At 64.3% G+C, this 24,290-nt stretch carries 17 protein-coding genes and 6 pseudogenes; 12 read left to right on the top strand and 11 right to left on the bottom strand.

What is annotated here, in order from left to right; translation table 11 throughout:
- Positions 1–45 precede the first annotated feature (45 nt).
- Both AB8Z38_RS00115 and AB8Z38_RS00110 read left to right on the top strand, forming a co-directional pair.
- Positions 46–1,293, top strand: a complete 1,248-nt coding sequence (locus AB8Z38_RS00115) for a glycosyltransferase family 87 protein (protein ID WP_369722491.1) — start codon at positions 46–48, stop codon at positions 1,291–1,293.
- Between the two features lie 221 nt (positions 1,294–1,514).
- Positions 1,515–1,714, top strand: a pseudogene (locus tag AB8Z38_RS00110) (CoA transferase); the annotation flags it as partial.
- Positions 1,715–1,811: 97 nt separating this feature from the next.
- Here AB8Z38_RS00110 and AB8Z38_RS00105 read toward each other — a convergent pair.
- From AB8Z38_RS00105 to AB8Z38_RS00080, 6 genes are all read right to left on the bottom strand, one after another.
- Positions 1,812–2,687 carry an outer membrane protein gene (locus AB8Z38_RS00105; protein WP_369722490.1) on the bottom strand — a complete coding sequence of 292 codons (876 nt, stop codon included), beginning with the start codon at positions 2,685–2,687 and terminating at the stop codon, positions 1,812–1,814.
- A 154-nt stretch (positions 2,688–2,841) separates the two neighbouring features.
- Positions 2,842–4,359 carry a tripartite tricarboxylate transporter permease gene (locus tag AB8Z38_RS00100; RefSeq protein WP_369722489.1) on the bottom strand — a complete coding sequence of 506 codons (1,518 nt, stop codon included), beginning with the start codon at positions 4,357–4,359 and terminating at the stop codon, positions 2,842–2,844.
- Between the two features lie 11 nt (positions 4,360–4,370).
- Positions 4,371–4,913, bottom strand: a complete 543-nt coding sequence (locus tag AB8Z38_RS00095; protein ID WP_369722488.1) for a tripartite tricarboxylate transporter TctB family protein — start codon at positions 4,911–4,913, stop codon at positions 4,371–4,373.
- 70 nt (positions 4,914–4,983) lie between these two features.
- Complete coding sequence (locus tag AB8Z38_RS00090) at positions 4,984–5,925, bottom strand: Bug family tripartite tricarboxylate transporter substrate binding protein (protein ID WP_369726708.1); 942 nt, start codon at positions 5,923–5,925, stop codon at positions 4,984–4,986.
- A 188-nt stretch (positions 5,926–6,113) separates the two neighbouring features.
- On the bottom strand, positions 6,114–6,911 hold the full coding sequence (locus AB8Z38_RS00085) for an enoyl-CoA hydratase/isomerase family protein (protein ID WP_369722487.1): 798 nt from the start codon (positions 6,909–6,911) through the stop codon (positions 6,114–6,116).
- Between the two features lie 31 nt (positions 6,912–6,942).
- Positions 6,943–8,142 carry an alanine--glyoxylate aminotransferase family protein gene (locus AB8Z38_RS00080; RefSeq protein WP_369722480.1) on the bottom strand — a complete coding sequence of 400 codons (1,200 nt, stop codon included), beginning with the start codon at positions 8,140–8,142 and terminating at the stop codon, positions 6,943–6,945.
- Positions 8,143–8,374: 232 nt separating this feature from the next.
- Between AB8Z38_RS00080 and AB8Z38_RS00075 the strand changes: the two genes are divergently transcribed.
- Entirely contained in the window at positions 8,375–11,383 is a 3,009-nt protein-coding gene (locus tag AB8Z38_RS00075; protein WP_369722485.1) for an FAD-binding and (Fe-S)-binding domain-containing protein, read from the top strand.
- Positions 11,376–11,804: a heme-binding protein gene (locus AB8Z38_RS00070; protein ID WP_369722484.1), complete on the top strand. Its 429-nt coding sequence runs from the start codon at positions 11,376–11,378 to the stop codon at positions 11,802–11,804. The genes AB8Z38_RS00075 and AB8Z38_RS00070 overlap by 8 nt, the downstream gene beginning before the upstream one ends.
- 174 nt (positions 11,805–11,978) lie before the next feature.
- On the opposite strand, the gene AB8Z38_RS00065 is transcribed toward AB8Z38_RS00070, so the two are convergent.
- Together AB8Z38_RS00065 and AB8Z38_RS00060 are read right to left on the bottom strand one after the other, a co-directional pair.
- Entirely contained in the window at positions 11,979–12,761 is a 783-nt protein-coding gene (locus tag AB8Z38_RS00065; RefSeq protein WP_369722478.1) for an enoyl-CoA hydratase/isomerase family protein, read from the bottom strand.
- 126 nt (positions 12,762–12,887) lie between these two features.
- Positions 12,888–14,979, bottom strand: a pseudogene (locus tag AB8Z38_RS00060) (molybdopterin oxidoreductase family protein).
- Between the two features lie 235 nt (positions 14,980–15,214).
- Between AB8Z38_RS00060 and AB8Z38_RS00055 the strand changes: the two are divergent.
- Together AB8Z38_RS00055 and AB8Z38_RS00050 are read left to right on the top strand one after the other, a co-directional pair.
- A complete protein-coding gene (locus AB8Z38_RS00055) occupies positions 15,215–15,811 on the top strand; it encodes a molybdate ABC transporter substrate-binding protein (protein ID WP_369722483.1) in 597 nt (198 codons plus the stop codon).
- Entirely contained in the window at positions 15,757–15,912 is a 156-nt protein-coding gene (locus AB8Z38_RS00050) for a hypothetical protein (protein WP_369722482.1), read from the top strand. Before AB8Z38_RS00055 ends, AB8Z38_RS00050 begins: the two co-directional genes overlap by 55 nt.
- Positions 15,913–15,924: 12 nt before the next feature.
- On the opposite strand, the gene AB8Z38_RS00045 is transcribed toward AB8Z38_RS00050, so the two are convergent.
- On the bottom strand, positions 15,925–16,731 hold the full coding sequence (locus tag AB8Z38_RS00045) for an SDR family NAD(P)-dependent oxidoreductase (protein ID WP_369722474.1): 807 nt from the start codon (positions 16,729–16,731) through the stop codon (positions 15,925–15,927).
- A 364-nt stretch (positions 16,732–17,095) separates the two neighbouring features.
- On the opposite strand from AB8Z38_RS00045, the gene AB8Z38_RS00040 reads away from it, so the two are divergent.
- The 5 genes and pseudogenes from AB8Z38_RS00040 to AB8Z38_RS00020 all read left to right on the top strand — a co-directional run bounded on the left by AB8Z38_RS00040 (position 17,096) and on the right by AB8Z38_RS00020 (position 21,666).
- The gene (locus tag AB8Z38_RS00040; protein WP_369722473.1) at positions 17,096–17,839 is read left to right on the top strand and encodes a GntR family transcriptional regulator; all 744 of its coding nucleotides are present in this window, start codon (positions 17,096–17,098) and stop codon (positions 17,837–17,839) included.
- A 53-nt stretch (positions 17,840–17,892) separates the two neighbouring features.
- Positions 17,893–18,885 carry a TRAP transporter substrate-binding protein DctP gene (gene dctP, locus AB8Z38_RS00035; RefSeq protein WP_369722472.1) on the top strand — a complete coding sequence of 331 codons (993 nt, stop codon included), beginning with the start codon at positions 17,893–17,895 and terminating at the stop codon, positions 18,883–18,885.
- A gap of 80 nt (positions 18,886–18,965) precedes the next feature.
- Positions 18,966–19,481 carry a TRAP transporter small permease gene (locus AB8Z38_RS00030; protein ID WP_369722471.1) on the top strand — a complete coding sequence of 172 codons (516 nt, stop codon included), beginning with the start codon at positions 18,966–18,968 and terminating at the stop codon, positions 19,479–19,481.
- 16 nt (positions 19,482–19,497) lie between these two features.
- A pseudogene (locus AB8Z38_RS00025) lies at positions 19,498–20,778 on the top strand (TRAP transporter large permease); the annotation flags it as partial.
- A 111-nt stretch (positions 20,779–20,889) separates the two neighbouring features.
- A complete protein-coding gene (locus tag AB8Z38_RS00020) occupies positions 20,890–21,666 on the top strand; it encodes a cyclase family protein (protein ID WP_369722468.1) in 777 nt (258 codons plus the stop codon).
- Between the two features lie 10 nt (positions 21,667–21,676).
- Here AB8Z38_RS00020 and AB8Z38_RS00015 read toward each other — a convergent pair.
- A pseudogene (locus tag AB8Z38_RS00015) lies at positions 21,677–22,427 on the bottom strand (Crp/Fnr family transcriptional regulator).
- A 516-nt stretch (positions 22,428–22,943) separates the two neighbouring features.
- Positions 22,944–23,661, bottom strand: a pseudogene (locus tag AB8Z38_RS00010) (helix-turn-helix domain-containing protein).
- A 151-nt stretch (positions 23,662–23,812) separates the two neighbouring features.
- Between AB8Z38_RS00010 and AB8Z38_RS00005 the strand changes: the two are divergent.
- A pseudogene (locus AB8Z38_RS00005) lies at positions 23,813–24,113 on the top strand (cytochrome c).
- The last annotated feature ends 177 nt before the right edge of the window (positions 24,114–24,290 follow it).

Below are 24,290 nucleotides of genomic sequence, written 5' to 3'. Positions count from 1 at the left end.
CTTGCTACATGTTCGATCCGAATTTGTGAGCGGCCAGGGAAACCCATGACATCTGTGGATGAGCCGGCAGGACCTCTGGGCCCGCGGTCGCAGGCCTCCGCCATCGAGTTTCTCAATCCGGAGCGGCTGAGGCTTGTCGCACAATGCTGGATCGTGGTCGCGGCGATTGCCTATGTAGTTGGTCTGTTTGGTCGAATGCGCGTCGGCCTGACCGATGGCATTCGCACCCCTTTCGGCGGCGACTTCATCAATTATTGGTCGGGGGCATATCTCGCACTGCATGGCCGGGCGGCCGAGGTTTACAACTTCGTCGCCTTTCATGAGTTCGAAAGCTCCGTGGTCGGGCCTCAGATCGATTTCCTTCACTACTCCTACCCGCCAGTTCTTCTTCTGCTGACTGTACCGCTCGCGGTTCTTCCCTATGTGCTGGCGAACGTGGTTTGGCTCGTGTCGACCTGGTACGGCTTCTATCGTGCACTGAAGCTCGCTGCCGGTGACAAGGCGTTGCTGCTGTCGCTCGCGGCGCCAGCGGTATTTATCAACGCGGCGACCGGACAAAACGGGGCATTGACGGCGGCGCTTCTGGGAGGGGGGCTGCTGCTGGTTGACCGCCGGCCGGTTGTGGCGGGAATTCTGTTTGGGCTGCTCGTCTACAAACCGCACCTCGCAATGATGCTGCCTGTTGCGATGATCGCGGGCCGACGCTGGCGCGTCACCGGTGCTGCCGGCGCCACCGCCCTCCTGCTGATCGCGGCTAGCGTCGTGGTCTTTGGTCCTGCCGTTTGGGTCGAATATCAGCACAATCTCTCGGTGCTGCGCGCAGTCATCCTCGAGGATGGTTCCGGGGTCTGGCACCGCATGGTTTCGGTGTTCGTATTTGTCCGGCGCCTGGGAGGCGGGGTTGAATTGTCCTACGAGCTCCAGATGGCCGTTGGGATCGCTGCTGCGCTACTCGTTGGTTGGAGTTGGCTCCGCAACGATCCTCCGCATATTCGCAACGCCATGGTCGTGGTCGGGACCTGTCTCGCCACGCCCTATCTTCAGGACTACGACCTCGTCATCGGCGCATTCGTGGCGGTGTGGCTCAAGAACGCCCAGCAGCACTCAAAAATCGACGCTCGCTGGTTCGAAGCCGGGGCGGCACTGGTGCTGCTGCTGCCCCTGCTGGCCGCCGCACTTGCCAACTTCAGCGGGCTGGCGTTCGGGCCGCTGTTCTTGATCCCACCCATGAAATTGCTCGTTTCCGCCGCGGCGGAGCAGCGTCGAACAGGTTTTACCCTTACGGCCAGTTGACCCGCCGCTGTGCATTGGGGTCGGCGCAAGCTGAAGAGGGATCAATGACGGTCTGGATTTGCGATGGGCGAGGACATGAAGGTCTTCGCGACCGAGCAGGCTTGGCTTGATGAGAACGATCTGTGACGGCGTGGCCGTCGAGTACGCGGTATAGCTGACCACCCCTAAACCTTCCCAAAGGGCCAAACGCCCAGTCGGGATGGCCAAAGCCTGGCTCCGGTTATCTCGGCATTGCGCAGGACGTGCCGAACGACGAGGACCGTCGCATTCGCCTGGTCGGCCAGCCCGTCACGTTGTCGCGCACGCCAAGCGAGATGGTGGCGCGCCCGCCAGAATTCGGCATGCAGACGGAGGAGTGCCGAGCGAGTTCGGCTTCGGCGCGGACGAGATTGCGCGGCTCAAAGACGCCAAAGTAATATAGGCCCACTCGCAACGGACCGACGCGTGTCCTGACATGACAAAGCCCGGCGCTTGCCGGGCTTTGCCACGAGTGCGGAGCGAGGCCCCCGGGCCTTGCCTCAGTACTTGGCGACGACCGGTCCCGAAAAGCGATAGTTCACACCGACGCGAACAATATTGTCGGTGAAGCGCGTGCCGAAGTTTGCCGTTGTCGTTGTCGTGGTCACGGTGTTGAAACCGACGCCGGGCGTGCTGAGTGCATTCGCGACGGTGGTCGCACTGGCCGCAGCGCCGTTGAAGGAGCCGAGATCCACATACAGATATTCGACCTTCACCGACCAATTGTGGTCGATCGCGTATTCGCCACCGGCGCCTACCGTCCAGCCGGCTTTCGTACCACCCCAGCCGATGCCAACCGCGGGGGCACTCGCGGCGAGATGTCCATAGGCCAAGCCTCCCGTCGCATAAAGCAGCATGCGCGGCGTGGCGAGCCAGCCAACGCGACCGCGCACGGTGCCGAACCAGTCAAGCTTGTAGTCGGCCGGAAACAGCGCTGAACCGGCCGGACAGCCGACCGCCGCGCAGATATTGCCGGTCGACTTCTCGTCCGCGGCCTGGAGGTCGGCCTCGAGACCGAACAGCCAATTGCTCTGCTGCCAATTGTAGCCGAATTGGCCGCCGCCGAGGATGCCATTGACGTTCGAGCGGCCCCAGATCGGAGTCGCGGCCAGCGCCGTCACGACCGGAGGTCCGACCGGAGTGGGCCCGGCGGTGCGAAACACTTGTACGCTCTGGCTGCCTGTCAGCGTGCCATCGTCGCGTTCACGACCCCAGCTGTAGCCGAGATTGCCACCAACGTAAAAGCCGCTCCAGTTGTAGCCCGGATCGACCATGACGGGTGCCTTGACGTACGGCCTTGCCGCCAAGTCTGCAGCCACCGCGCCCGTTGCGAACAGCGTCATCGCCGCCGCCATTCCGATCACAATCCGTTTCATCAAATTCCCTCCAGCCCCGAATATCTGCCCAACATACGCTGAGGGTGGCCGGAAGGCTGTCACGCACCAGCAACAGCCAGCAACATTCGGTTCCCCGCGCCAGCACCACAATACCGTCGCCACGGTTTAGGATCCGCAGAGATCTATCCGGGGTCTAGTCCGGCGCGGGCTTCGCCCGCCGCAGCCATGCGATGCGGCCCAGCAAGCGGTCGATCACCGGCCAGAACAGCAGCACGATCGCGAGCGTCGTGATCGAGCCGACCAAGCCGTTCGACCAGAACACCTTGAGGTCGCCACCCGCGCCGATCATCGACAGGCGGAAGGCATCCTCGGCGCGGCTGCCGAGCACGAGAGCGAGGGTAAACGGCGCCAAGGGAATGCCGATCTTCTTGAAGACGTAGCCGACGGCGCCAAAGCCCAGCATCAGCCAGATGTCGAACATCGCGTTCTGGATCGCATAAGCGCCGATCGCGCACGACACCACGATCATCGGCGCCACCGCGGCAAACGGCACGCGCAGGATCGAGGCGAAGATCGGCACCGTGGTCAGCACCAGCACAAGACCGACGACGTTGCCGAGATACATCGAGGCGATCAGGCCCCAGACAAAATCCTTGTGCTCGACAAACAGCAGCGGTCCGGGATTGAGCCCCCACACCATCAGGCCGCCGAGCAGGATCGCGGCAGTGCCGGAGCCGGGAATGCCGAGCGCCAGCATCGGCAGCAGCGCCGCGGTGCCGGAGGCATGCGCCGCCGTCTCCGGCGCGAACACGCCCTCGATGCGGCCCTTGCCAAAGCTCTCGGGATCCTTAGCGAAGCGCTTGGCGAGGTTGTACCCCATGAAGGACGCCGCGATGGCGCCGCCGGGGGTGATGCCGAGCCAGCAGCCGATGAAGGAGGAGCGGAGCAGCGTCAGCCAATATTTCGGCAGGTCCTTCCACACATTCAGCACGATCCGCAGCGAGATGCTCGCCGCGTGGCCGCGCAGCGCCAGGCGCTCCTCCATCGTCAGCAGGATCTCGCTGATGCCGAACAGGCCGATGACGGCAACGAGGAAGTTGATGCCGCGAAGCAGCTCGGTCGAGCCGAAGGTCATGCGCAGCTGACCGGACACGGTATCCATGCCGACGCTCGCGAGCAGGAGTCTCAGCGACATCGAGATGACCGTCTTGTGCTTCGCCTCACGCCCGAGACCGACGAAGGAACAGAAGGTCAGGAGATAGACGGCAAAGAACTCGGGCGGGCCGAACTTCAGCGCAAAGGACGAGATCATCGGCGCCAGGAAGGTGATCAGCAGCACGGCGACCAGCGAGCCGATGAACGAGGAGGTGAAGGCAGCCGTCAGCGCCTCGGCCGCCCTGCCCTGCTGCGCCATCGGGTAACCGTCAAAGGTGGTCGCAACCGACCAGGCTTCGCCGGGAATGTTGAACAGGATCGAGGTGATGGCACCGCCAAACAGCGCGCCCCAATAGATGCAGGACAGCATCACGATCGCCGAGGTCGGATCCATCGTGAAGGTCAGCGGCAGCAGGATCGCCACCCCGTTGGGGCCGCCCAGCCCCGGCAGCACGCCGACGAAGATGCCGAGCACCAGCCCGACCATCATCAGCGCGAGCGTCTTCCACGTCAGCAGGACCGCGAAACCGTGAAGCAACAAGCCAAAGGCTTCCATCGCGATCCGCTCTAGTAGCCGAAGGCCGCTTCAAGCGGCCCTTTCGGCATGATGACGTCGAAGGCAATGTCGAAGGTGACGAACATGACCGCCGTGAACAGGAACGCGGTGAGCAGCGACTTCCAGGTCGCGATCTTGCCGACCAGGCGCATGAAGGCCGCGATCAGGAGGAAGCTCGCGACGTAAAGGCCGAGGAGCTGCGTTACCAGGCAGAACAGCAGCGTCGGCACGAACACCGCCATCACACGCCGCGCCTGCGCGCGCGTGACGAAAGTCTGGCGCGCCGCACCACGCGCCAGCAATGCCGCGATCAGGCCATAGAGGCTGGCGCCGCCGAGAATGATGCAGAGATAGAACGGGAAATAGCCGGGCTCGGGCCCGGTCGAATCCCAGGAGACGCCGGTACGCCAATTGTCGTAGCCGAGGATTGCGGCCAGCCCGAGCAGCAGGAGGCAGACGATGATTTCCATCGTGCCGGAACGCGCCATAACGGGCGAGTCGTCTTCAGGCGCGGTCGGATCCTCGACGACGATTTCAAGATCGGTTTGGGACATGAGCTCTGCTGCAAAGCTGGAGCGTGTTCACCTCTCCCCGTAAGAATGGGGAGAGGGAGAAGAGCGACGGTTACTTCGCGACGAATCCGGCTTCCGTCATCAGCGACCTGTTGACTGCATCGTCCTCTTCCAGGAATTGCACCATGTCCTTGCCGGTAAGGAAGATCGGCTTCAACGCCTGCTTTTCCATGTAGTCCTTGTACTCCGCGGTCTGCGTCACCTTGTGGAACAGCTCGACATAGAACGCCTGCTGCTCAGCCGTGACCTTGCCGGGCAGGAAGGTTGCGCGCAGCATCAGATATTGCACGTCGACGCCCTCCTCCTTGCAGGTCGGGATGTCGGCCCAGGACTGCGTGTCCGTCACCTTGCCGGTGTAGGAGATGCGCTCTTTGTCGAACACGCAGAGCGGACGCACCTGGCCGGCGCGCCAGACTTCGAGATTCTCGCTCGGATTGTTGACGTTGGATTCGGTGTGGTTGCCGACGAGCTGGGTCGCGGCCTCGCCGCCGGACTTGTAGGGCAGATAGGAGAATTTCGCGCCGGTCTTCTGCTCGAGGAAGACGGTCAGCACGTGATCCTCGCGCTTGGAGCCGGTGCCGCCCATCTTAAACGGCGCGGCTGCCGCCTTGGCGGCCTCGACGAATTCCTTCACGGTCTTGGGGCCGGCGCTGTTGTCCCACAGCACGAACTGGTCGAGCGCAATCACCGAGACCGGGGTGAGCTCACGCCAGTTGAACGGGATCTTGGCCGACAGCGGCAGCATGTAGATCAGCGAATAGGCGATCAGCACCTTGTTCGGATCGCCCTCGCTGGATTTCATGTACATCAGCGCTTCCGCCCCCGAGGCGCCGCCCTTGAGCGAGACCACGATCGGCTGCTTCATCAGATTGTTCTTCTGGATTGCGGCTTGCATCATCCGCGCCATCTGATCGGAGGCGCCGCCCGCGCCCGCTGCCACCACGATCTCGACGGGCTTGGTCGGCTCCCAGCCGGCGACCGCCGGTGCACACATCAACAGCGCCGCCGCCGCGCTGACGGCTTTCACTGGAATTCGCACGCGCTTCGTCCCCTTGTTATTATTGGCGTTGTATTGCCGGGAATTCATCTGCGCATTGTGCGGGGTAGTGCTGGCGAGTTCAAGGAGGCGGGCGTTCCGCCGCATATGACTTTCGGCTGACGAAGCCGGGGCCGGAGCGGTGGCTACTTGCCCTTCCAGTTCGGCGTACGCTTGTTGAGGAAGGCATCCATGCCTTCGCGAAAATCTTCGCTCATATAGGCTTTGAGGATCAGATCCTCGCCCTCCTCGCGCGACAGCGTGCGGCGGATGCGGCGCACCGCTTCCTTGGTCGCCTCCAAAGTGAGCGGCGCATGGCTTGCGACGAGCTTTGCGGTCTCGTCGGCACGGCGCTGCAGCGCCTCGACGTCGGGCACGACCTCGTTGAGCAGGCCGAGCGCGAGCGCTTCCGGCGCCTCGACCAGGCGGGCCTTGAAGATCAAATCCTTGGTGCGGGCAGGTCCCACCAGCGAGACGACGCGGCTGATGTTCGACATCGACAGGCAGTTGCCGAGCGTGCGCGCGATCGGGAAGCCGATGCGGGTTGTTTCGGTGCCGATGCGGAGGTCGCAGCAGGCGGCGATGCCGGCGCCGCCGCCGGTGCAGGCACCGGCGATCGCCGCGATCACGGGCACGCGGCAGTGCTCCAGGGTTCCAAGCACGCGGTCGATCCGCGCCTCGTAGTCGAGCGCATCCTGCGCGGTCTTGAACGCACGAAACTGAGAAATGTCGGTGCCGGAGGCAAATGCCTTGTCGCCGGCGCCGGTCAGGATCAGCGCCTTGATCGATCGGTCGGCGTTGATCTCCTGGCAGATCTCCGCCATGCGCTCATACATGGCGAAGGTCAGCGCGTTGCGTGCCTGCGGGCGGTTGAAGGTGATCCGCGCGATGCCGTCCGTGACGGAGTAGAGCAGGTCTTCGTTGGTCGTCGTCGGTGCGTTCATCGCGCGCTCACTTCTTTTTCAGTTGGATAGATCAGGCCACCTGGGCCTTGGCCATCGGCACCGTGTCGCGTCCCTTCAGGACGTCCATGGCCGCCAACACGCCGCCGCTCCGGTGCGGGATCTTGGCAAGGTCCAGGCCCATCTCGACACCGGCGAGCGTGCCCATCAGCATCAGATCGTTGAAATGCCCGATATGGCCGACGCGGAACACCTTGCCCTTGACCTTGTTCAGGCCGGTGCCGAGCGACATGTCGAAATTCTCCAGCACCACCTTGCGGAAGTGATCGGCGTCGTGGCCGTCGGGCACGCGGACGCCGGTCAACGCCGGCGAATGCGCAGCCGGATCGGCGCACTGCGTCTCCAGGCCCCAGACCTTGACCGCGGCCCGCGTCGCTGCGCTGTGACGCTTGTGACGGGCCCACACGTTCTCGAGGCCTTCCTCCTCCAGCATCTTGACGGCCTCGCGCAGGCCCATCAGCAAATTGGTGGCGGGTGTATAGGGGAAGGTGCCGAGCTTGTTGAAGCTGATGACTTCCTGCCAGTCCCAATAGGAGCGCATGCCCGGATTGGCTTTGGCGACGGCGAGCGCCTTCTCCGAGACGGCGTTGAAGCCGAGCCCGGGCGGCAGCATCAGGCCCTTCTGGGAGCCCGCGACCGAAACGTCGATGCCCCAGGCATCGTGCTCGTATTCCATCGAGCCGAGGCCGGAGATGGTGTCGACCATCAGCAGCGCCGGATGCTTGACGCGGTCGAGCAGCTTGCGCACTTCGAGCGGCGGCGTCACGCAGCCGGTCGATGTCTCGTTGTGAACGACGCAGACCGCCTTGATCTTGTGCTGCTTGTCGGTGGCAAGGCGCTGCTCGATCTCGGCGAGGTCGGCGCCATGGCGCCAGTCACTCGGAATGAAGTCGACGTCGAGCTTGAACTTGTCGGCGATGCCGCGCCACAGCACGGCGAACTGGCCGGTCTCGCACATCAAGACCTTGTCGCCGGGGGCGAGCACGTTGACCATTGCTGCTTCCCAGGCGCCGGTGCCGGACGACGGGAAGATAATCACGGGCTGCTTGGTGCGGAACACGCGCTGCATCGCGGCAAGCGCGGCGAAACCAAGCTCCGCGAACTCCGCACCACGATGATCCAGCGTCGGCATATCCATCGCCCGCAGCACCCGGTCGGGCACGTTGGTCGGTCCTGGAATCTGGAGAAAATGCCTTCCAGTGTGCACGGTCATCGGCGTCCTTCCCGGTCTTTGAGTCTGTCTTTCGAGTGTGTCTTGGCTTTGAGCCCAGCTTGACTTCGAGCCTTCTGGCCTGAAGGGGGCTGCGCGAGCCGCTCGAATATCACTATTCGCCGGGCTTGTCCCTCGCCGGGCGGGGTCCGTCAATGCACAAGAAGCAGGGCTCGCCTTGCCAAGGACCGTGACCGTAGGCAAGACGGGGACGGCGAACAGGCAAGAGCGGACCATGGCGGCGGAAGTGCCCGGGAAATCACAGGAATCGGCCAAAACGGACGGCATCGCGGCACGTCTGGCCCGACAGATCACCGGCGACGTCCTGTTCGACCCTTTCAGCCGCGGCCGCTATGCCACTGACGCCTCGTTCTACCAGATCATGCCGGCGGGCGTGGTGGTGCCCAGGACCATGGACGAGGCGCTGCGAGTGCTGGCGATCGCCCGGGACGAGGGATTGAAGGTCACCCCGCGGGGCGGCGGCACCTCGCAATGCGGCCAGACCGTCAATGACGGCCTCGTCGTCGACCTCTCGAAGCACCTGACCCGCATGCTGTCGCTCGACGTCGACAACCGCACTTGCGTGGTCGAGCCCGGCATCGTGCTCGACGACCTCAACCGCCAGCTCAGGAAGCACGGCCTGTCGTTTCCGGTCGACGTCTCCACGGCGTCGCGGGCCACCATCGGCGGCATGGCCGGCAACAATTCCTGCGGTGGCCGCAGCTTGCGCTACGGCACCATGCGCGACAACACCCTGTCGATGGAGGCGGCGCTCGCCGACGGCACGCTCGCGCACTATGGCGAGGTCTCGCGCGACCTTTCCGATGTCGATGCGGGCAACGGCGCCCGCGCGCTGTTCCGCGACATGCTCGATCTCGGCGCCCGCGAGGCCGACGAGATCGCGGCGCGCTTTCCCAAGGTGCAGCGCCGCGTCGGCGGCTACAATCTCGACGCGCTGGTGCCGCGCAACGCGCCGAACAACATGGCGCATCTGCTGGTCGGCTCCGAAGGGACGCTGGCCTTCACCACCAAGGTCGAGCTGAAGCTGTGGCCGGTGATCCGCAACAAGGCGCTCGGCATCTGCCATTTCGGCAGCTTCTACCAGGCGATGGACGCGGCCCAGCATCTGGTCAAGCTGAAGCCGATCGCTGTCGAACTGGTCGACCGCACCATGCTCGCGCTCGGCCGCGACATCGCGATGTTCCGGCCGATCATCTCCACCGCCATCAAGGGCGATCCGGACGCCGTGCTGGTGGTCGAGTTCGCCGAGGAAGACCAGGCGGACAATCTCGCGCGCCTGAAGCAGCTGGGCGAATTGATGGGCGATCTCGGCTTCGGCTGGAGCAACGACAAGCGCAAATGGGGCGGTGTGGTGGAGATCACCCAGCCCGCGCTGCAGAGCGGCATCGCCGATTTCCGCGCCGCGGGCCTCAACGTCATGATGTCGATGAAGCAGGCAGGCAAGCCGGTCTCCTTTGTCGAGGACTGCGCGGTGCCGCTGCCGCATCTCGCCGACTACACCGCGCGCTTGAATGAGGTGTTCGCAAAGCATGGCACCAGCGGCACGATGTATGCTCATGCCTCCGAGGGCTGCCTTCATGTCCGTCCCGTGCTGAATTTGAAGCTGGAGAAGGACGTCAAGGCGATGCGGGCCATCGCCGAGGAAACCTTCGCGATGGTGCGCGAGTACAAGGGCTCGCATTCGGGCGAGCATGGCGACGGCCTGGTGCGCTCGGAATTCCATGAAGCGATGTTCGGCGAGCGTCTGGTCGCCGACTTCAGGGAAGTGAAGCAGCGCTTCGATCCCGACCGCGTCCTCAACCCCGGCAAGATCGTCGATGCGCCCAAAATGGACGACCGCTCGCTGTTCCGCTATCGGCCGGACTATCGCGTCGGCGAGCTGAACACCAAGCTCGACTGGTCCGCATATCCCGGCGCCGGCGCCGGCTTCCAGGGCGCGGTCGAGATGTGCAACAACAACGGCGCCTGCCGCAAGCTCGAGGGCGGCGTGATGTGCCCGTCCTATCGCGCGACGCGCAACGAGAAGGATGTCACGCGAGGCCGTGCCAACACACTGCGGCTGGCGATCTCCGGTCAGCTCGGCCCGGATGCTTTGTCTTCGGATGAGATGATGGAGACGCTGAAACTCTGCGTCTCCTGCAAGGCCTGCCGCCATGAATGCCCTGTTGGCGTCGACATGGCCAAGATGAAGATCGAGGTGCTCGCCGCGCGCGTGGCTTCCCATGGCCTGACACTGCGCGACCGCATGGTCGGCTATCTCCCGCGCTATGCAGGCCTCGCGTCGCGCTTCGCGCCGCTGGCCAATTTGCGCAACCGCAGCCCGCTTTTGCGGAAGCTGTTCGAGCGCTTTGCCGGCATCAGCGCGCGCCGCGCGCTGCCCGCTTTCCGCAGCGACGTGTTCGCGCCGTCCGCGGATGCCGTCGGTCCGGAGGCCGGGCGCGAGGTCGTGCTGTTCGCCGACACTTTCAACCGCATCTACGAGCGCGAGAACCTCGACGCTGCTCTGCGCGTGCTCGCGGCGGGCGGCTATCGCGTGCATCTGCCGAAGCCGTCAAGCGGCGGCCGGCCGCTCTGCTGCGGCCGCACATTCCTGTCGGCCGGTCTCGTCGACCAAGCCAGAGCCGAACTTGACCGGCTGGTCGCCGCCTTCGCGCCCTTCGCCGCGCGCGGCGTGCCGATCGTCGGCCTGGAGCCGAGCTGTTTACTGACGCTGCGCGACGAGCTCGCTTCACTGCGCAAGGACGACGACGCCAAGGCGGTCGGCGCCCATGCGCTGACCTTCGAGGAGTTGCTGATGCGGGAGGCCGAGGCCGGCCGGCTGCAACTGCCGCTCGGAGCTGTCGCCGACAAGGCCTTGGTACACGGCCATTGCCATCAAAAATCTTTTGGCGCGTTCAAGCCGGTCGAGCAGGTGCTGCGTCTCGTGCCCGGCCTGAAGGTCGAAACCATCGAGTCCAGCTGCTGCGGGATGGCCGGCGCCTTCGGCTATGGTGCCGAGACCTACGATGCCTCGATCGAGATGGCCGAACTGTCGCTGCTACCGGCCGTGCGCGGCGCGGACCCGGCGACGCTGGTCGTTGCCGACGGCACCTCGTGCCGGCACCAGATCCAGGACGGCGCGCAACGCGAAGCCCTTCACGTCGCCCGCGTGCTGGCGATGAGCCTCGATCGCGCCAAAACCCACTCCACCACTCCCGTTGCAAAGGAACCCAGCCATGGCTGAACTGACCCTCGACACCGCCCGCAAGATCCTCGATGCCGCCTTCGCAAAGGCCACGGAGTTGAAGCTCAAACCGCTCGTCGTCACTATTCTGGACACGCGCGGCGTGCTCAAGCTCGCCGCCGCACAAGACGGCACCAGCCTCATGCGCGCCGAGATCGCCCACGGCAAGGCCTATGGCGCGCTCGCCATGGGCATGGGCTCGCGCGCGCTGTACCAGCGGGCGCAGGAGCAGGCCTATTTCATCGACGCCGTGAACACGATTGCAAAGGGCGCGCTGGTGCCGGTCCCCGGCGGCGTGCTGATCCAGGACGGCGCGACCCTGCTCGGCGCCGTCGGAGTCTCCGGCGACACCTCCGACAATGACGAAGCGTGTGCGGTTGCGGGTATCCAGGCAGCGGGGTTGAAGGCCAACGCGGGCTGAGGTCTCTTCCGTAGCCCGGATGGAGCGTAGCGAAATCCGGGGTTTGCGCGTGGAGGCGCCGACTGGCTCCTTGCTCCCGTCATTGCGAGCGAAGCGAAGTAATCCAGACTGCCCCCGCGGAAAGATTCTGGATTGCTTCGCTGCGCTCGCAATGACGATGGAGAGAGCGAGTCCTCACCTACCCGTCCAGACCGGCTTGCGCTTCTCGCTGAACGCTTTCAGCCCCTCCTTGGCGTCCTCCGTCATCGCCAGCAGCGCGATCTGGCTTTCGGTGTAGGCGATGCTCTCGTCGAAGGACATCGCGGCGATGGCGCGCATCGCGTATTTGCCGCGGCGGATCGCGGTCGGTGACTTGTCGACGATGCGGCTGATCAGCCAGTCGACCTTGGCATCGAGCTCGGCCTTGGGCACGACGTAATTCAGAAGGCCTGCGGCCTGCGCAGCTGTTGCATCGAACGGCTCGCCCGTGAGCGCCCATTCATTGACCAGCCGTCGCGGCGCGATCGCCTGCAACAGGCTCAGCACCTGCATCGGAAACACGCCGACCTTCACCTCCGGCAGTCCGAACACGACGTGATCGGCGGCGAGCGCCATGTCGGTCATGCAGAGCAGCCCCATGCCGCCGGCCATGCAGACGCCGCCGACCCGGGCGATCGCGGGCTTGGTCGCGTTCTGCGACAACCGCAGCAGGTCGGCATAGTCAACGTTTGGTTTGGAATGATCCATCGCGAATGCCGCGCCGGAGTTCTGCAGATCCGCGCCGGCGCAGAACGCCTTGTCGCCCGCGCCCGTCAGCACGATGACTCGGACGTCCTTGTCCTCGTGCGCGTCGCGATAGCCCTTGCTGATGCCGGCGATCACGTCGCCGTTCAGCGCGTTGCGCTTCTCGGGCCGGTTGATGGTGATCCAGAACGCCTGCCCGCGCTTCTCGGTGATGACGCTCGCTGTGTCGGTCATGACGTCGCTTCCTTGCTGCCGTTTTGCCGTCATTTGCGGCAGCTCCGGCGCGAGGTGCAAGGGCAATCTGCGGCGAGACGCCGCTTTAGCGCCTCGACACAAATTTGGTGCGATCGAAGCGCGCGCTCAGGCCGCGACCGCTTTCCTGATCCAGACCTTGTTGTCGTGGAACGCGGCTCCGCCGATCGGCGCGACGGCCTCGGCGCCGGTCAGCATGTTGATGCCGCGACCACCGATATGGTCCTTGTTCGGATGAACGGATTCGGCGATCAGCACCCCGCGCCGCACGCCCTCGAACAGCCGTGCGATCAGCGTGGTCTCGCCACGCATGTTGCCGAGCGTCACGGCGTCGCCCTCGGCGATCTCGAGCGCGGCAGCATCCATCGGATGGATCATCACGCTCGCCTTGCCCTCGCGCGCCTGCGAGGACGGCGTCTCGTTGAAGGTGGTGTTGAGGAAGCTGCGCGAGGGGCTGGTCGCAAGCCGGAACGGATGGGCCTGGTCGGCGTGCTCGATCACGGCCCAATGGTCCGGCAGCGACGGCATCTTTTCGAACTCGCCCATCATCAAGCCGAACGGCGGATTTGCCCAATCGGCCTTGAAATGGAATTTCTTGTCGGCGTGCGCGAAGCCGTCGAGGTAGTGCGCGGTGCGGAAATCCGGTTGCAGGTCGCGCCAGAGGTCGGCCTCGAGGCTGGCGATGTCGCCATGGTTGCTCAGCTTCAGCGTCGCGTCGATCAATTCGCGCGGCGTCATCTCGAAGCCCCGATGCATGGCGCCAAGCCGCGGCGCCAGCGCTTGCAGGACCTGATGGTTGGAGCGGCATTCGCCGGGCGGGTCGATCAGCTTGGGGCCGACCGAGATGTGCTGGTGGCCGCCACCGTAATAGAGATCGTCGTGCTCCATGAACATGGTCGCCGGCAGCACGATGTCGGCCATCTGCGCGGTCTCGGTCATGAATTGCTCATGCACCGCGACGAACAGGTCCTCGCGCGCAAACCCCTGCCGCACCAGCGCCTGCTCCGGCGCGACCGTCATCGGATTGGTGTTCTGGATCAGCATTGCCTTGACCGGACCCTTGCCGTGCAAGGCCTCGGCATCGCCGGTGAGGATGCGGCCGATCTGCGACTGGTCGAGCGCGCGCGTGCTCTTGTCGATCGCGTCGTGGCCTTCGATGATGGATTCGTTGAAGTGCCACAGCGCGTAATTGTTGAAGAAGGCGCCGCCGCCTTCGTATTGCCAGGCGCCGGTCACCGCGGGGATGCAGTTCGCGGCATGCATCTGCGCCGCGCCGTTGCGCGAGCGGGTGAAACCGTAGCCGAGGCGGAAGAAGGTCCGTTTGGTCTGGCCGACCAGCCTGGCAAAGGCCTCGATCTCGGACACAGGCACGCCAGATATCGCCGAGGCCCATTCCGGCGTGCGCGTCTTCAGATGCGCCTCGAGCTCGGCCGGGCAATCGGTGTATGTGTCCATATAGGCGCGATCGGCATAGCCGTCGCGAAACAGGACATGCATGACGCCGCAGGCGAACGCGCCGTCGGTGCCGGGACGCAGGAGGATCTTGATGTCGGCCTGCTTCATGGTCTCGTTGTCGTAGATGTCGACCGCCGCGATTTTCGCGCCACGCTCCTTGCGGGCACGCGCGGCGTGCGTCATCACGTTGACCTGCGTGTTGACGGGGTTGGTGCCCCAGATCACGACGAGGTCGGAGACCGCCATCTCGCGCGGATCGACGCCGGCGATCTTGCCGGTGCCGATCGCAAAGCCGACGCGCGCGACGTTGGCGCATATGGTCGAATAGAAGCGCGAGTATTTCTTCACATGCGCGAGGCGATTGAGACCATCGCGCATCACCAGGCCCATCGTGCCGGCGTAGTAATAGGGCCAGATCAGATCCGCGCCGAACTCGCGCTCGGCCTGGTTGAAACGATGGCCGATCTCGTCCAGCGCCTCGTCCCACGAGATGCGCGCGAACTGGCCGGAGCCTTTCGGGCCGGTGCGGCGCATCGGATAGATCAGCCGTTCGGGGTGATGGATACGCTCAGCGTAGCGGGCGACCTTGGCGCAGACCACGCCGGCCGTGTAGGTCTGCTGCTTCGAACCACGGACGCGGCCGATGCTGCGGCCTTCGACCACCTCGATATCGAGGGCGCATGCCGAGGGGGCAATCATGCGGACAGGTGGAGTGGCGGATCTCGATGTTGGCGTGCTGGTTCATGGCCAGATTCGTAACACCAAAATACCAGCCGGCCGAGCGCATTTATCCGGCAATGCCCATGCGATTTGCTCAAGCCGCGCGCTCCGCCGGTTCCTGCCGCGGTCGCGAACACCGCACAACCACACCGCAAGCGGCCCGATATTCCAGCCCCGATTGACAGCGTGAGGCGTCGACAGCCCGCGCGCCGCGTGGCTACAGTGCCGAGCGACAAGAACGACATCAGGGAGGCCGCATCGTGGACACGGTGAACATCCTCAGCGGCGGCGCAGCGCAAGGCCTCGTCCGCGGTCTCACCGAGGCCTTCCGGGCCCAGACCGGGTTCGCGATCGACGGCGAGTTCAGCGCGGTCGGCGCCATGGCGGACAAGTTGCGCGCGGGCGAGCCCGCCGATCTCATGATCCTGACGCAAGCGCTGATCGCAAGGCTCGCCGAGGAGAAGCTGGTCGTGGCCGCCTCGATCGCGAATGTCGGCCGGGTCGAAACCGCGCTGGCGGTTCGCAGCAATGATCCCAGGCTGACGGTCAGGACCGAATCCGATCTGCGCGACGTGCTGCGAGCCGCAGATGCGATCTTCGTCCCTGATATCAAGGCTTCGACCGCGGGCAGGCACGTTGCAAGAGTCCTGGATCAGCTCGGCATCGCCTATGAGCTGGCTTCGCGGCTCAAGATCTTTTCGGACGGCGCAGCCGCGATGCGGGAGCTGGCGGCATCCGCTGCGCAAGGCCGATCGGCTGCACGCAAGCAACCGAAATCGTCGCCACCGAGGGCATCGCACTGTTGGGGCCGCTGCCGCCCGGATACGAACTCGTCACGATGTACACGGCCGGGATAACCGAGCGCGCCGCGCATCCGAAGCAGGCGGCCGCGCTGGTCGCGCTGCTGGCCGGCGCAGATCAGAGAGGGCTGCGCCAGCGCGTGGGCTTCGCCGGCTAGAGCCGGATCGCCCTACTTGCTCATCTGGGTGAGCCCGGTCGGCGGGCCATCGACGGCGGTCCAGCCGCCGTCGACGAACAGCGTGCTGCCGCTGACATAGCTCGCGGCATCCGAGGCGAGATAGGCGACGGCGGTGGCGACCTCGTCGGCGCTGCTCCAGCGGTTGAACACGGTGTGGCCGGCATAGAGACTGTAGATGTCGGGGCGCTGCTTGAACGGGCCGGTCAGCGCCGTCTCGGCGATGCTCGGCGCGATCGCGTTGACGCGGACGCCGGAGCGGCCGACCTCGGAGGCGAAGCCCTTCACCAACAGGCCGATCGCGGCCTTGGTCGAGCCGTACACCGCAAGCCCGGGCTCGATGGTCACTGCGCGCACCGAGGAGCAGGCGATGATGCTGCCGCCCTTCTGTTCGACCATGATGCGGCCGAAGGCCTGGAAGAACCAGACGGTGCCCTTGACGTTGAGCGTGACGACGCGGTCGAGATCCTCCTCGGTGTAGTCGAGGATGGTCTTGCGAATGTTGAGCCCCGGCGTCGTCACGGCGATGTCGAGCCGGGAAAATTTCTGCATCACGGTTGCGGCCAGCGCCGTGACATCGGCGGCACTCGCAGCGTCGCACGCAGCCGCTTCTGCCCAGCCGCCGTTCTCGCGAATGCCGGCCGCGGTCGCTTCGGCCGCGTCGCGCGCACGATCGGCGCAGACGACGCGGGCACCGAGCCCGGCCAGCGCTTCCGCCGACGATTTGCCGATGCCCGATGCGGCGCCGAGCACGACCGCGCTCTTGCCGGTGAGATCGAAGAGCTTGCGATAGTCGGTCACGTTGTCATCCTTCCCATGGTTTCGAACTTGCGTGGTAGCGCACTCATCCTCGCCTGCGAAGACGGAGCAAGTGACGTGCTGGTGCCGTCGCGGCCGATGATCAATTCAAAATCAGCATCAATCGATACCCCCTTCAACTTGGACTCGCCGCTCCGCGCGACCCTAGGAAGGCGGTGGGGAATGGATTCAAGGAGGAACGCATGAACGCGGAGCTATCCGCCGAACGCGACGAGGGCTGGTCTCTCATCACGCGTCGTGACTTGGCCAATCCTGCCGCAGCGCACCATCGAGCAGATTTAACCAGTTGATCTTCTCCGAGATTTTCTCGTATACTAATATATCACTTTCAACGATAACCATAAGCATGCCCGCGCGCACCACGAGGAAAGCCCAGGCCGCGCCCACGCCGGCCGCCATCAGTCCACGCCGCGGCAAGCCACCGCAGCGGGCGACGGCGTCGTCGCGGATTTACACCGAACTGCGGAACGAACTGGTGTCGATGCGACGCCGGCCGGGTGAAGTGGTGTCGGAAGCCGAGATCGCCGTCACCTATGGCGTCAGCCGAACGCCGGTGCGCGAGGCGATCCTCAAACTGTCCGACGAAGGCCTCCTCGACGTCTTCCCGCAATCGGGCATCTTCGTCTCTCGCATTCCGCTCGCCGCCTTGCCCGAAGCCATCATCATCCGCAAGGCGCTGGAAGAGACCACCGCGCGGCTTGCCGCCGAACGCGCCACCGCAAGCCAGATCCTGCAATTGCGGTCGATCGTCGAACGCCAGCGCGAGGCGGATGCGGCCGGCGACCGTGTCGCATTCCACCAGGCCGACGAGCTTTTTCATGCCGTCATCGCCGATATCGCGCGACATCCGGGAATCTGGACGTTGATCCAGCATGTGAAGGTTCACGTTGATCGCTATCGCCAATTGACCCTGCCGGTGGCCGGGCGCATGACCGAGGTGATCGCCGAGCACGAGCCGATCCTCGCGGCGATCGAGGCCCACGATCCGCAACGCGCGGGCATCGCCATGGAGCGGCATCTCGATCGGCTGCTGCTCGATATCTCTGAGACGCAACACACCAATCCGGAGTTTTTCGCCAGCACCGAATGACCGGACCACGGCCCGACAACGACACACACCAAAAGCAATGAGGGAGGACTACAATGAGACGTCGTGATTTCATCAAATTGAGCGCCGGACTTGGAGCAGCAACACTGGCTCCGATCTCGTCCGGCCACGCCCAGACCAAGGCCGTGTTCAAGGCCGCAGACGTGCAGCCGGTCGGTTATCCGACGGTCGCCGCCGTCGAGAGCATGGGCAAGAAGCTGGCTGAAGCGACCCAAGGCCGCCTCTCGATCCAGACCTATCCCTCCGCGCAGCTTGGCGCCGAGAAGGAGACGATCGAGCAGACCCAGATCGGCGCCATCCAGATGCTGCGCGTCAGCGCCGGCGCGGTCGGTCCGATCGTCGACGACATCAACGTCGTCAACATGCCGTTCCTGTTCAAGAACGTGGCGCAATCCTGGAAGATGATGGATGGCGACGTCGGCCAGGAGCTGCTGGAGAAGATCACGGCGAGCCCCAATGCCAATCTGGTCGGCCTGTGCTGGATGGATTCCGGCGCGCGCAGCTTCTACAACACCAAGCATCCGATCAAATCGATCGCGGACGTCAAGGGGCTGAAGCTTCGCGTCATCGGCAATCCGATCTTCATCGACATGGTCAACGCGCTCGGCGGCAACGGCATCGCCATGGGCTATGATCAGGTGTTCTCCTCGCTCCAGACCGGCGTGATCGACGGAGCCGAGAACAATCCGCCGAGCTACGTCTTCAGCAACCACTACACCGCGGCGAAATATTACTCGCTGACCGAGCACCTGATCATTCCCGAGATCCTCTGCTTCTCCAAGCGGTCCTGGACCGCGCTGTCGGCTGACGATCAGGCGCTGATCAAGAAGTTCGCGCGCGAAGCCCAGCTCGAGGAGCGCGAGCTCTGGAAGAAGTACGAAACGACGGCGATGGAGAAGGCCAAGGCCGCCGGCTGCGAGATCGTGGAGATCGCCGACAAGAAGCCATTCCAGGATGCGGTCAAACCTGTCTGGGACAAGTATGGCCCGAAATACCAGGCCATGATCCAGCGCATCCAGGCGCTCTGAACGACAAAGCCAAAGCGCGATGACGGCTCGTCGCGCTTTGGCCCCGACAATCTGAACCACTGACAGAGCAGGAAACGCGGATGGCCGCACTGTTTCGCCGAGCGATGGACTATCTCTACCTCTTGTGCGTGATCGTCGGCTGCACCGCACTGGTCGCGATCTCCGCAGTAATCCCGTGGGCGGTGTTCACGCGCTATGTGCTCAACAGTGCGGCTTCCTGGCCCGAGCCGACGGCGGTGCTGCTGACGATCGTGCTGACCTTCATCGGCGCCGCCGCCGGCTACCGGCTCAACCTGCACATGAGCGTCGCCTATTTCGCCAACAAACTCCCTCCCCCGCTGCAACGGGCCACAGAGATCCTGGTTCAGCTGCTCATGGCGCTGATCGCGCTGTTCATGGTGATCTGGGGCGAACGTCTCGTCGAGGTCACCTGGTACAACACCATCCCCGACTTCCCGTCGCTGTCGGTCGGCGTCACCTATTTGCCGATCCCGATCGGCGGTGCCTGCCTGCTCCTGTTCGTGATCGAACGGATTTTCCTCGGCGTGCCGCCCGACCCGATCGGCAAGCATTCCGAAACCGCCCCCTTCGAGTGAGCCGGGAGTCATCGCAATGGACATTTTCATCCTCCTCGGCACGATGATCGCGTGCTTCCTGATCGGCATGCCGATCGCCTATTCACTGGCGATGGCGGCGATCGCCGGCGCGCTCTCGGTCGGCATTCCGCTGGAAGCCTTGATGCTGAAGATCTCGGATGGCGTCAGCAAGGTTGCGATGCTGACGATTCCGTTCTTCGTGCTCGCCGGCGCCATCATGGCCGAAGGCGGCATGGCGCGGCGGCTGGTCGCCTTTGCCGACGTGCTGGTCGGCCTGACGCGGTTGCGCGGCGGTCTCTCCATCGTCAACGTGCTGGCGACGACGTTCCTCAGCGGCATCTCCGGTTCGGCGGTGGCCGACACCTCGGCGATCGGCTCGGTGATGATCCCGCAGATGGAGAAGAACGGCTATCCGCGCGTGTTCGCGACCAATCTCACCATCTCGTCCTCGGTGCAGGCCCTGCTGGTGCCGCCGAGCCACAACGCGGTGCTGTATTCGCTCGCGACCGGCGGCACCATCTCGATCAGCGCGCTGTTCATGGCGGGCGTTTTCCCCGGCCTCTTGCTCGGCTTCTCGCTGATCGTACTGTGCGTCGCGATCGCCTATCGCGAAGGTCATCCGCAGGGCCGCACTGTGCCGGCCAAGGAAGCGATCAAGATCACGATCGACGCGGCCTGGGGCCTGATCACGCTGGTGATCATTCTCGGCGGCATTTTGGGCGGCATCTTCACCGCGATCGAGGCCGGCGCTGTCGCCTGCATCTGGGCATTCTTCGTCACCATGTTCGTCTATCGCGATTACAAATGGCGCGACCTGCCGGTGCTCCTGCATCGGACCTTGCGTACCGTCGCGATGGTGATGACGCTGATCGCCTGCGCGTCCGCTGTCGGCTACATCATGGCGCTGACGCAGATGCCGGCGAAGATGACGGCGTTCTTCCTGTCGATCTCCAGCAACAAATACGTCATCCTGCTGCTGCTCAACGTGTTGCTGCTGCTGCTCGGGACACTGCTCGACATGGCGCCGTCGATCCTCATTGCGACGCCGATCCTCCTGCCGGTGATGCAGAACTTCGGCGTCGATCCCGTGCACTTCGGCATGATCATGCTGCTCAATCTCGGCATCGGCCTGTGCCATCCGCCGGTCGGCGCCATCCTGTTCGTCGGCTGCGCGGTGGGCAAGGTCTCGCTCGAAGAGGTGATGCGCAAGATCTGGCCGTTCTACGGCGTCATGCTGTTCGTGCTGATGCTCGTGACCTACCTGCCCGAGATCTCGCTCTGGCTGCCGCGCCGCATTTGCGCTAAAACTCCTTGCGCCGGCGCGTCACTTGACGTCGCCGGCGCGGCGCCCTCAAGATGCTCCGAACATGATGGAACATTTCGAGGAAACGCCCCGAGGAAACAGTCCATGTCGCGGAAGCTGATCGACATCTCCGTGCCGTTGCAGAACGACGTGCCGGCCGATCCGCCGGGCAATCACCCGACGATCCAGTATATCGACCATCAGCAGGGACTGCCGCGCATGCTGCAGTTCTTCGACGGTCTCAAGGCGGAGGATCTGCCGGACGGTCAGGGCTGGGCCGTTGAACAGGTGTCGCTGTCGACGCATAACGGCACGCATCTCGACGCGCCCTGGCATTTTCATCCGACTATGAATCGCGGCGAGCGATCGTGGACCATCGACGAGGTGCCGCTGGACTGGTGTTTCCAGCCCGGCGTGAAGCTCGACTTCCGGCATCTGCCGGATGGTTACGTCGCCACCGCCGACGACGTCGAAAAAGAACTCAAGCGCATCGGCCACACGCTCTCGCCGCTCGAGATCGTTGTCGTCAACACCAGTGCCGGGGCGAAATTCGGCCGGCCGGACTACGTCAATTCCGGCTGCGGCATGGGATATGAGGCGACCATGTACCTGCTCGACCGCGGCGTACGGTTGACCGGAACCGATGGCTGGAGCTGGGACGCACCGTTCGTCTTCACGGCAAGGAAATATGCCGAAACGAAAGATGCGGGCCTGATCTGGGAGGGCCACAAGGCGGGACGGCACATCGGCTATTGCCACCTCGAGAAGCTGCACGATCTGGACAAGCTGCCCTCGACGGGCTTTATGGTCTCGTGCTTCCCGGTGAAAATCGCGCGCGCCTCCGCGGGCTGGACCCGCGCGGTCGCGATCATCGACGATTAGGTGCGCGCGGTCAGTTGCCGTCGAGGCCGCTTTCGACGAGCTCGCGCAATGCCTCGGTGTCGAGCACAACGATGGCACCATGCTCGAGACGAACCTGCCCAGTTGCGGCCGGACTACGCGCGCAATTGCTTGTTGATGCTCTCGCGCGTCATCCCCACCATTTCGGCTGATCTCCTGCTGCGTGATGGCGAGCGTGCCGCTGCCGGGTCGAATTTGCGCTCTTCGGTGAGACCGAGCAGCGCGCTCGCAAACGGCCCGGCAGATTCTGCAGGGATTACCTGCTCGACCTGCTGGCTGGTCCAGCGCAGCCGGGAGCAAAGTCGGCAAAGATGAATTTCATCGCCAGCGCCGGCTGGCTCTTCACGAACGGCAGGAAGTCGCGACGGTCGATGATGTAGAGCTCGCAATGGTGTTGGCGGTCGCGTCCCGCCGAGCGCGGCGCACCATCGAGGACCGCGATCTCACCAAAGATCTCCGCCGGGGCCGATCAGATTAGGGAATGGCGTTTCGGCCGTCGGGCGAGGGACGAGGATATCTTCACGGTGCCCGCGACTACCTCACGGCGCGAAGCGCCAGGATTGGGTTGCGGATCGCCTTTTGCGGCGATCGTCGCGCCGCGTTTGACCGTGCTCTGCTTGGCGTAGCGGCAGAGCTGGTCGAGCGCCTCCGGTTCCAGATCTGCGAATATCGGATGCTTGCGCAGCACCGATAATTTGTTGCCCGACGGCTGTCGGGGATCGCCGGTCTTAATCCTGAGGCACGCCGGGACTCTAAGACTGCGAGGCAGTGGAGTTCCTGCGTAGTCAACGTTGCCGGGCTTTTAAACCGGAAAGCACAGACACGGTTTTAGGCAAGTGCCGCTAAAGCCGCGAATGCGCCGAGACGCCGCACCCGCAAGCTGCGGCGATGCATTTCGGACGATGCAGAGTTGCAGGGCTGGCAAGCCGCGATTGCGTTGAGGCGCTGCCGTATAGGCGACAGGCCCAGCGCCCGCGCTTGGCATGTCCAAACCGGACTATTCTTCAGGAAGCTCTGCGCTTGGCACCCGAACCGTGGCTCGCTTGCGCTGCCGCTGGTCTGTAGGCCCGCCGCAGGCCACAAGAGCTTTCGCAGCGCGAATGCGACAAAGACGGCCACGACGGCTTTCATCACGAGCAGCGCTTCGGTCGGCATGCGCAGTTCGCCCCTCCCAAACTTTGTTCCGGGCAGTATTCGCATCACTTCGTCCGGCCGACGTCATTGATCGATCAAAATCGGGAAGCGTTTTGGAACGGCCGTCAGGCGGCGGCCAAGGCTTCGACCCTGGCGAGATCGAGCAGGCCGGAGGCCACCGTGCCTTATCTCGATCGCGCCGCGGCGCTCCAGCCTGGTCAAGGTGCGGCTGACGGTTTCGATGGTCAGGCCGAGATAATCGGCGATATCCTGCCGGCCTGTTCACCGGAAGCCACACCGTGTCCGAGGGACCCTTGAGCGAGAACAACCGCTCACGCCAGCCGAGGAGAAAGGCTGCGACCTTCTCATGGGCCGAACGGCGGCCGAGCAGGAACGGCTGATCGTGGGCACCGGCCTGGGCTAACTCGCGAATGGCGAGCCCGTTGATGCGCCTGAGGAGATGCGGCCGGCCCTCGATGAAACGGCCGAAGGGCGCCTTCGCAAACTGTGTACGGTCACCGCGCCGATCGCATCGGCCGAAAAATTGTGCCGACCTCCCGATCCCCAGGAAATCGCTCGGCAAGGCAAAGCCGACGATCTGGCGACGGCCGTCGGGCAGCAGCTTGTACAGCCGTTTACGCCCAGTTGCTTGCTGAAGAACGACGTCGCGATATCCTCCTCCCCCCCCACCGTCTCGCCGCTGCCGAAATGGACATGGCGGCCGAGATGCTCGAATTCCCTGAGCTCAACCGCATTCAGCGACGAGCAAACTGCCGATGCGCGGACCGCACAATCGCTGCAGAAATGCCCGTTCGGCTCGATCGTCACCACGGAAGCCTTCATCCACCGCTCCAAGCGCCGGCTGCCTCGATCGGGGCTGTCCACCGCGCGGTCTGCATTTTACTGCACCGCACGAAAGCCGATTGACCCAGATCAAATTTTGGCGCAGCTCCCCACCTTATTCTGCCTCCACAGCCTTATGGGGTGTCCTTCCATGCCGAAACGCGCTCCCCGTCACGGCCTGATTTCCCCGCTTCTGATCACGCCCGCGTTCGCCGCCGCCCCGACCGCCGAACAACGCGGCAAGGCCTTCGCGCGGACCACACCCGCTGTGCGATCGACCGCGTTTCCGCAAGTCCGCCTGGGCTCGCACCTACCGCGCACCCTGCACCGGCGCTATCCGATCGAGGAGGCGCTGGCCGAAGGCATCTACACCGGCCATGCCGATGCCGGCGTTCGAGCTCAATCCGGACCAGATCCACGACCTGTTGTCCTACCTGAAGACGCTGGAATAGAAGGCGTCACACCGCCTGCACGGTCCAGCCGATCAGCTCCTTCGCGATCTGCTACATCAAGCCGCGACCGCTGCCGGCTCCATCTTGTCGATCTTCCGCTACCTTCGAGGCGCGAGGCGATCAAGCGTTCTTGTTGACGAGATCCTCGCCGACAGTCCGATCTCGACCCGCGCCTCA

Source organism: Bradyrhizobium sp. LLZ17, assembly GCF_041200145.1.
Classification (GTDB): domain Bacteria; phylum Pseudomonadota; class Alphaproteobacteria; order Rhizobiales; family Xanthobacteraceae; genus Bradyrhizobium.
Note: the sequence above shows the minus strand (reverse complement) of the source record. Positions and strands in the feature narration are given on the sequence as shown.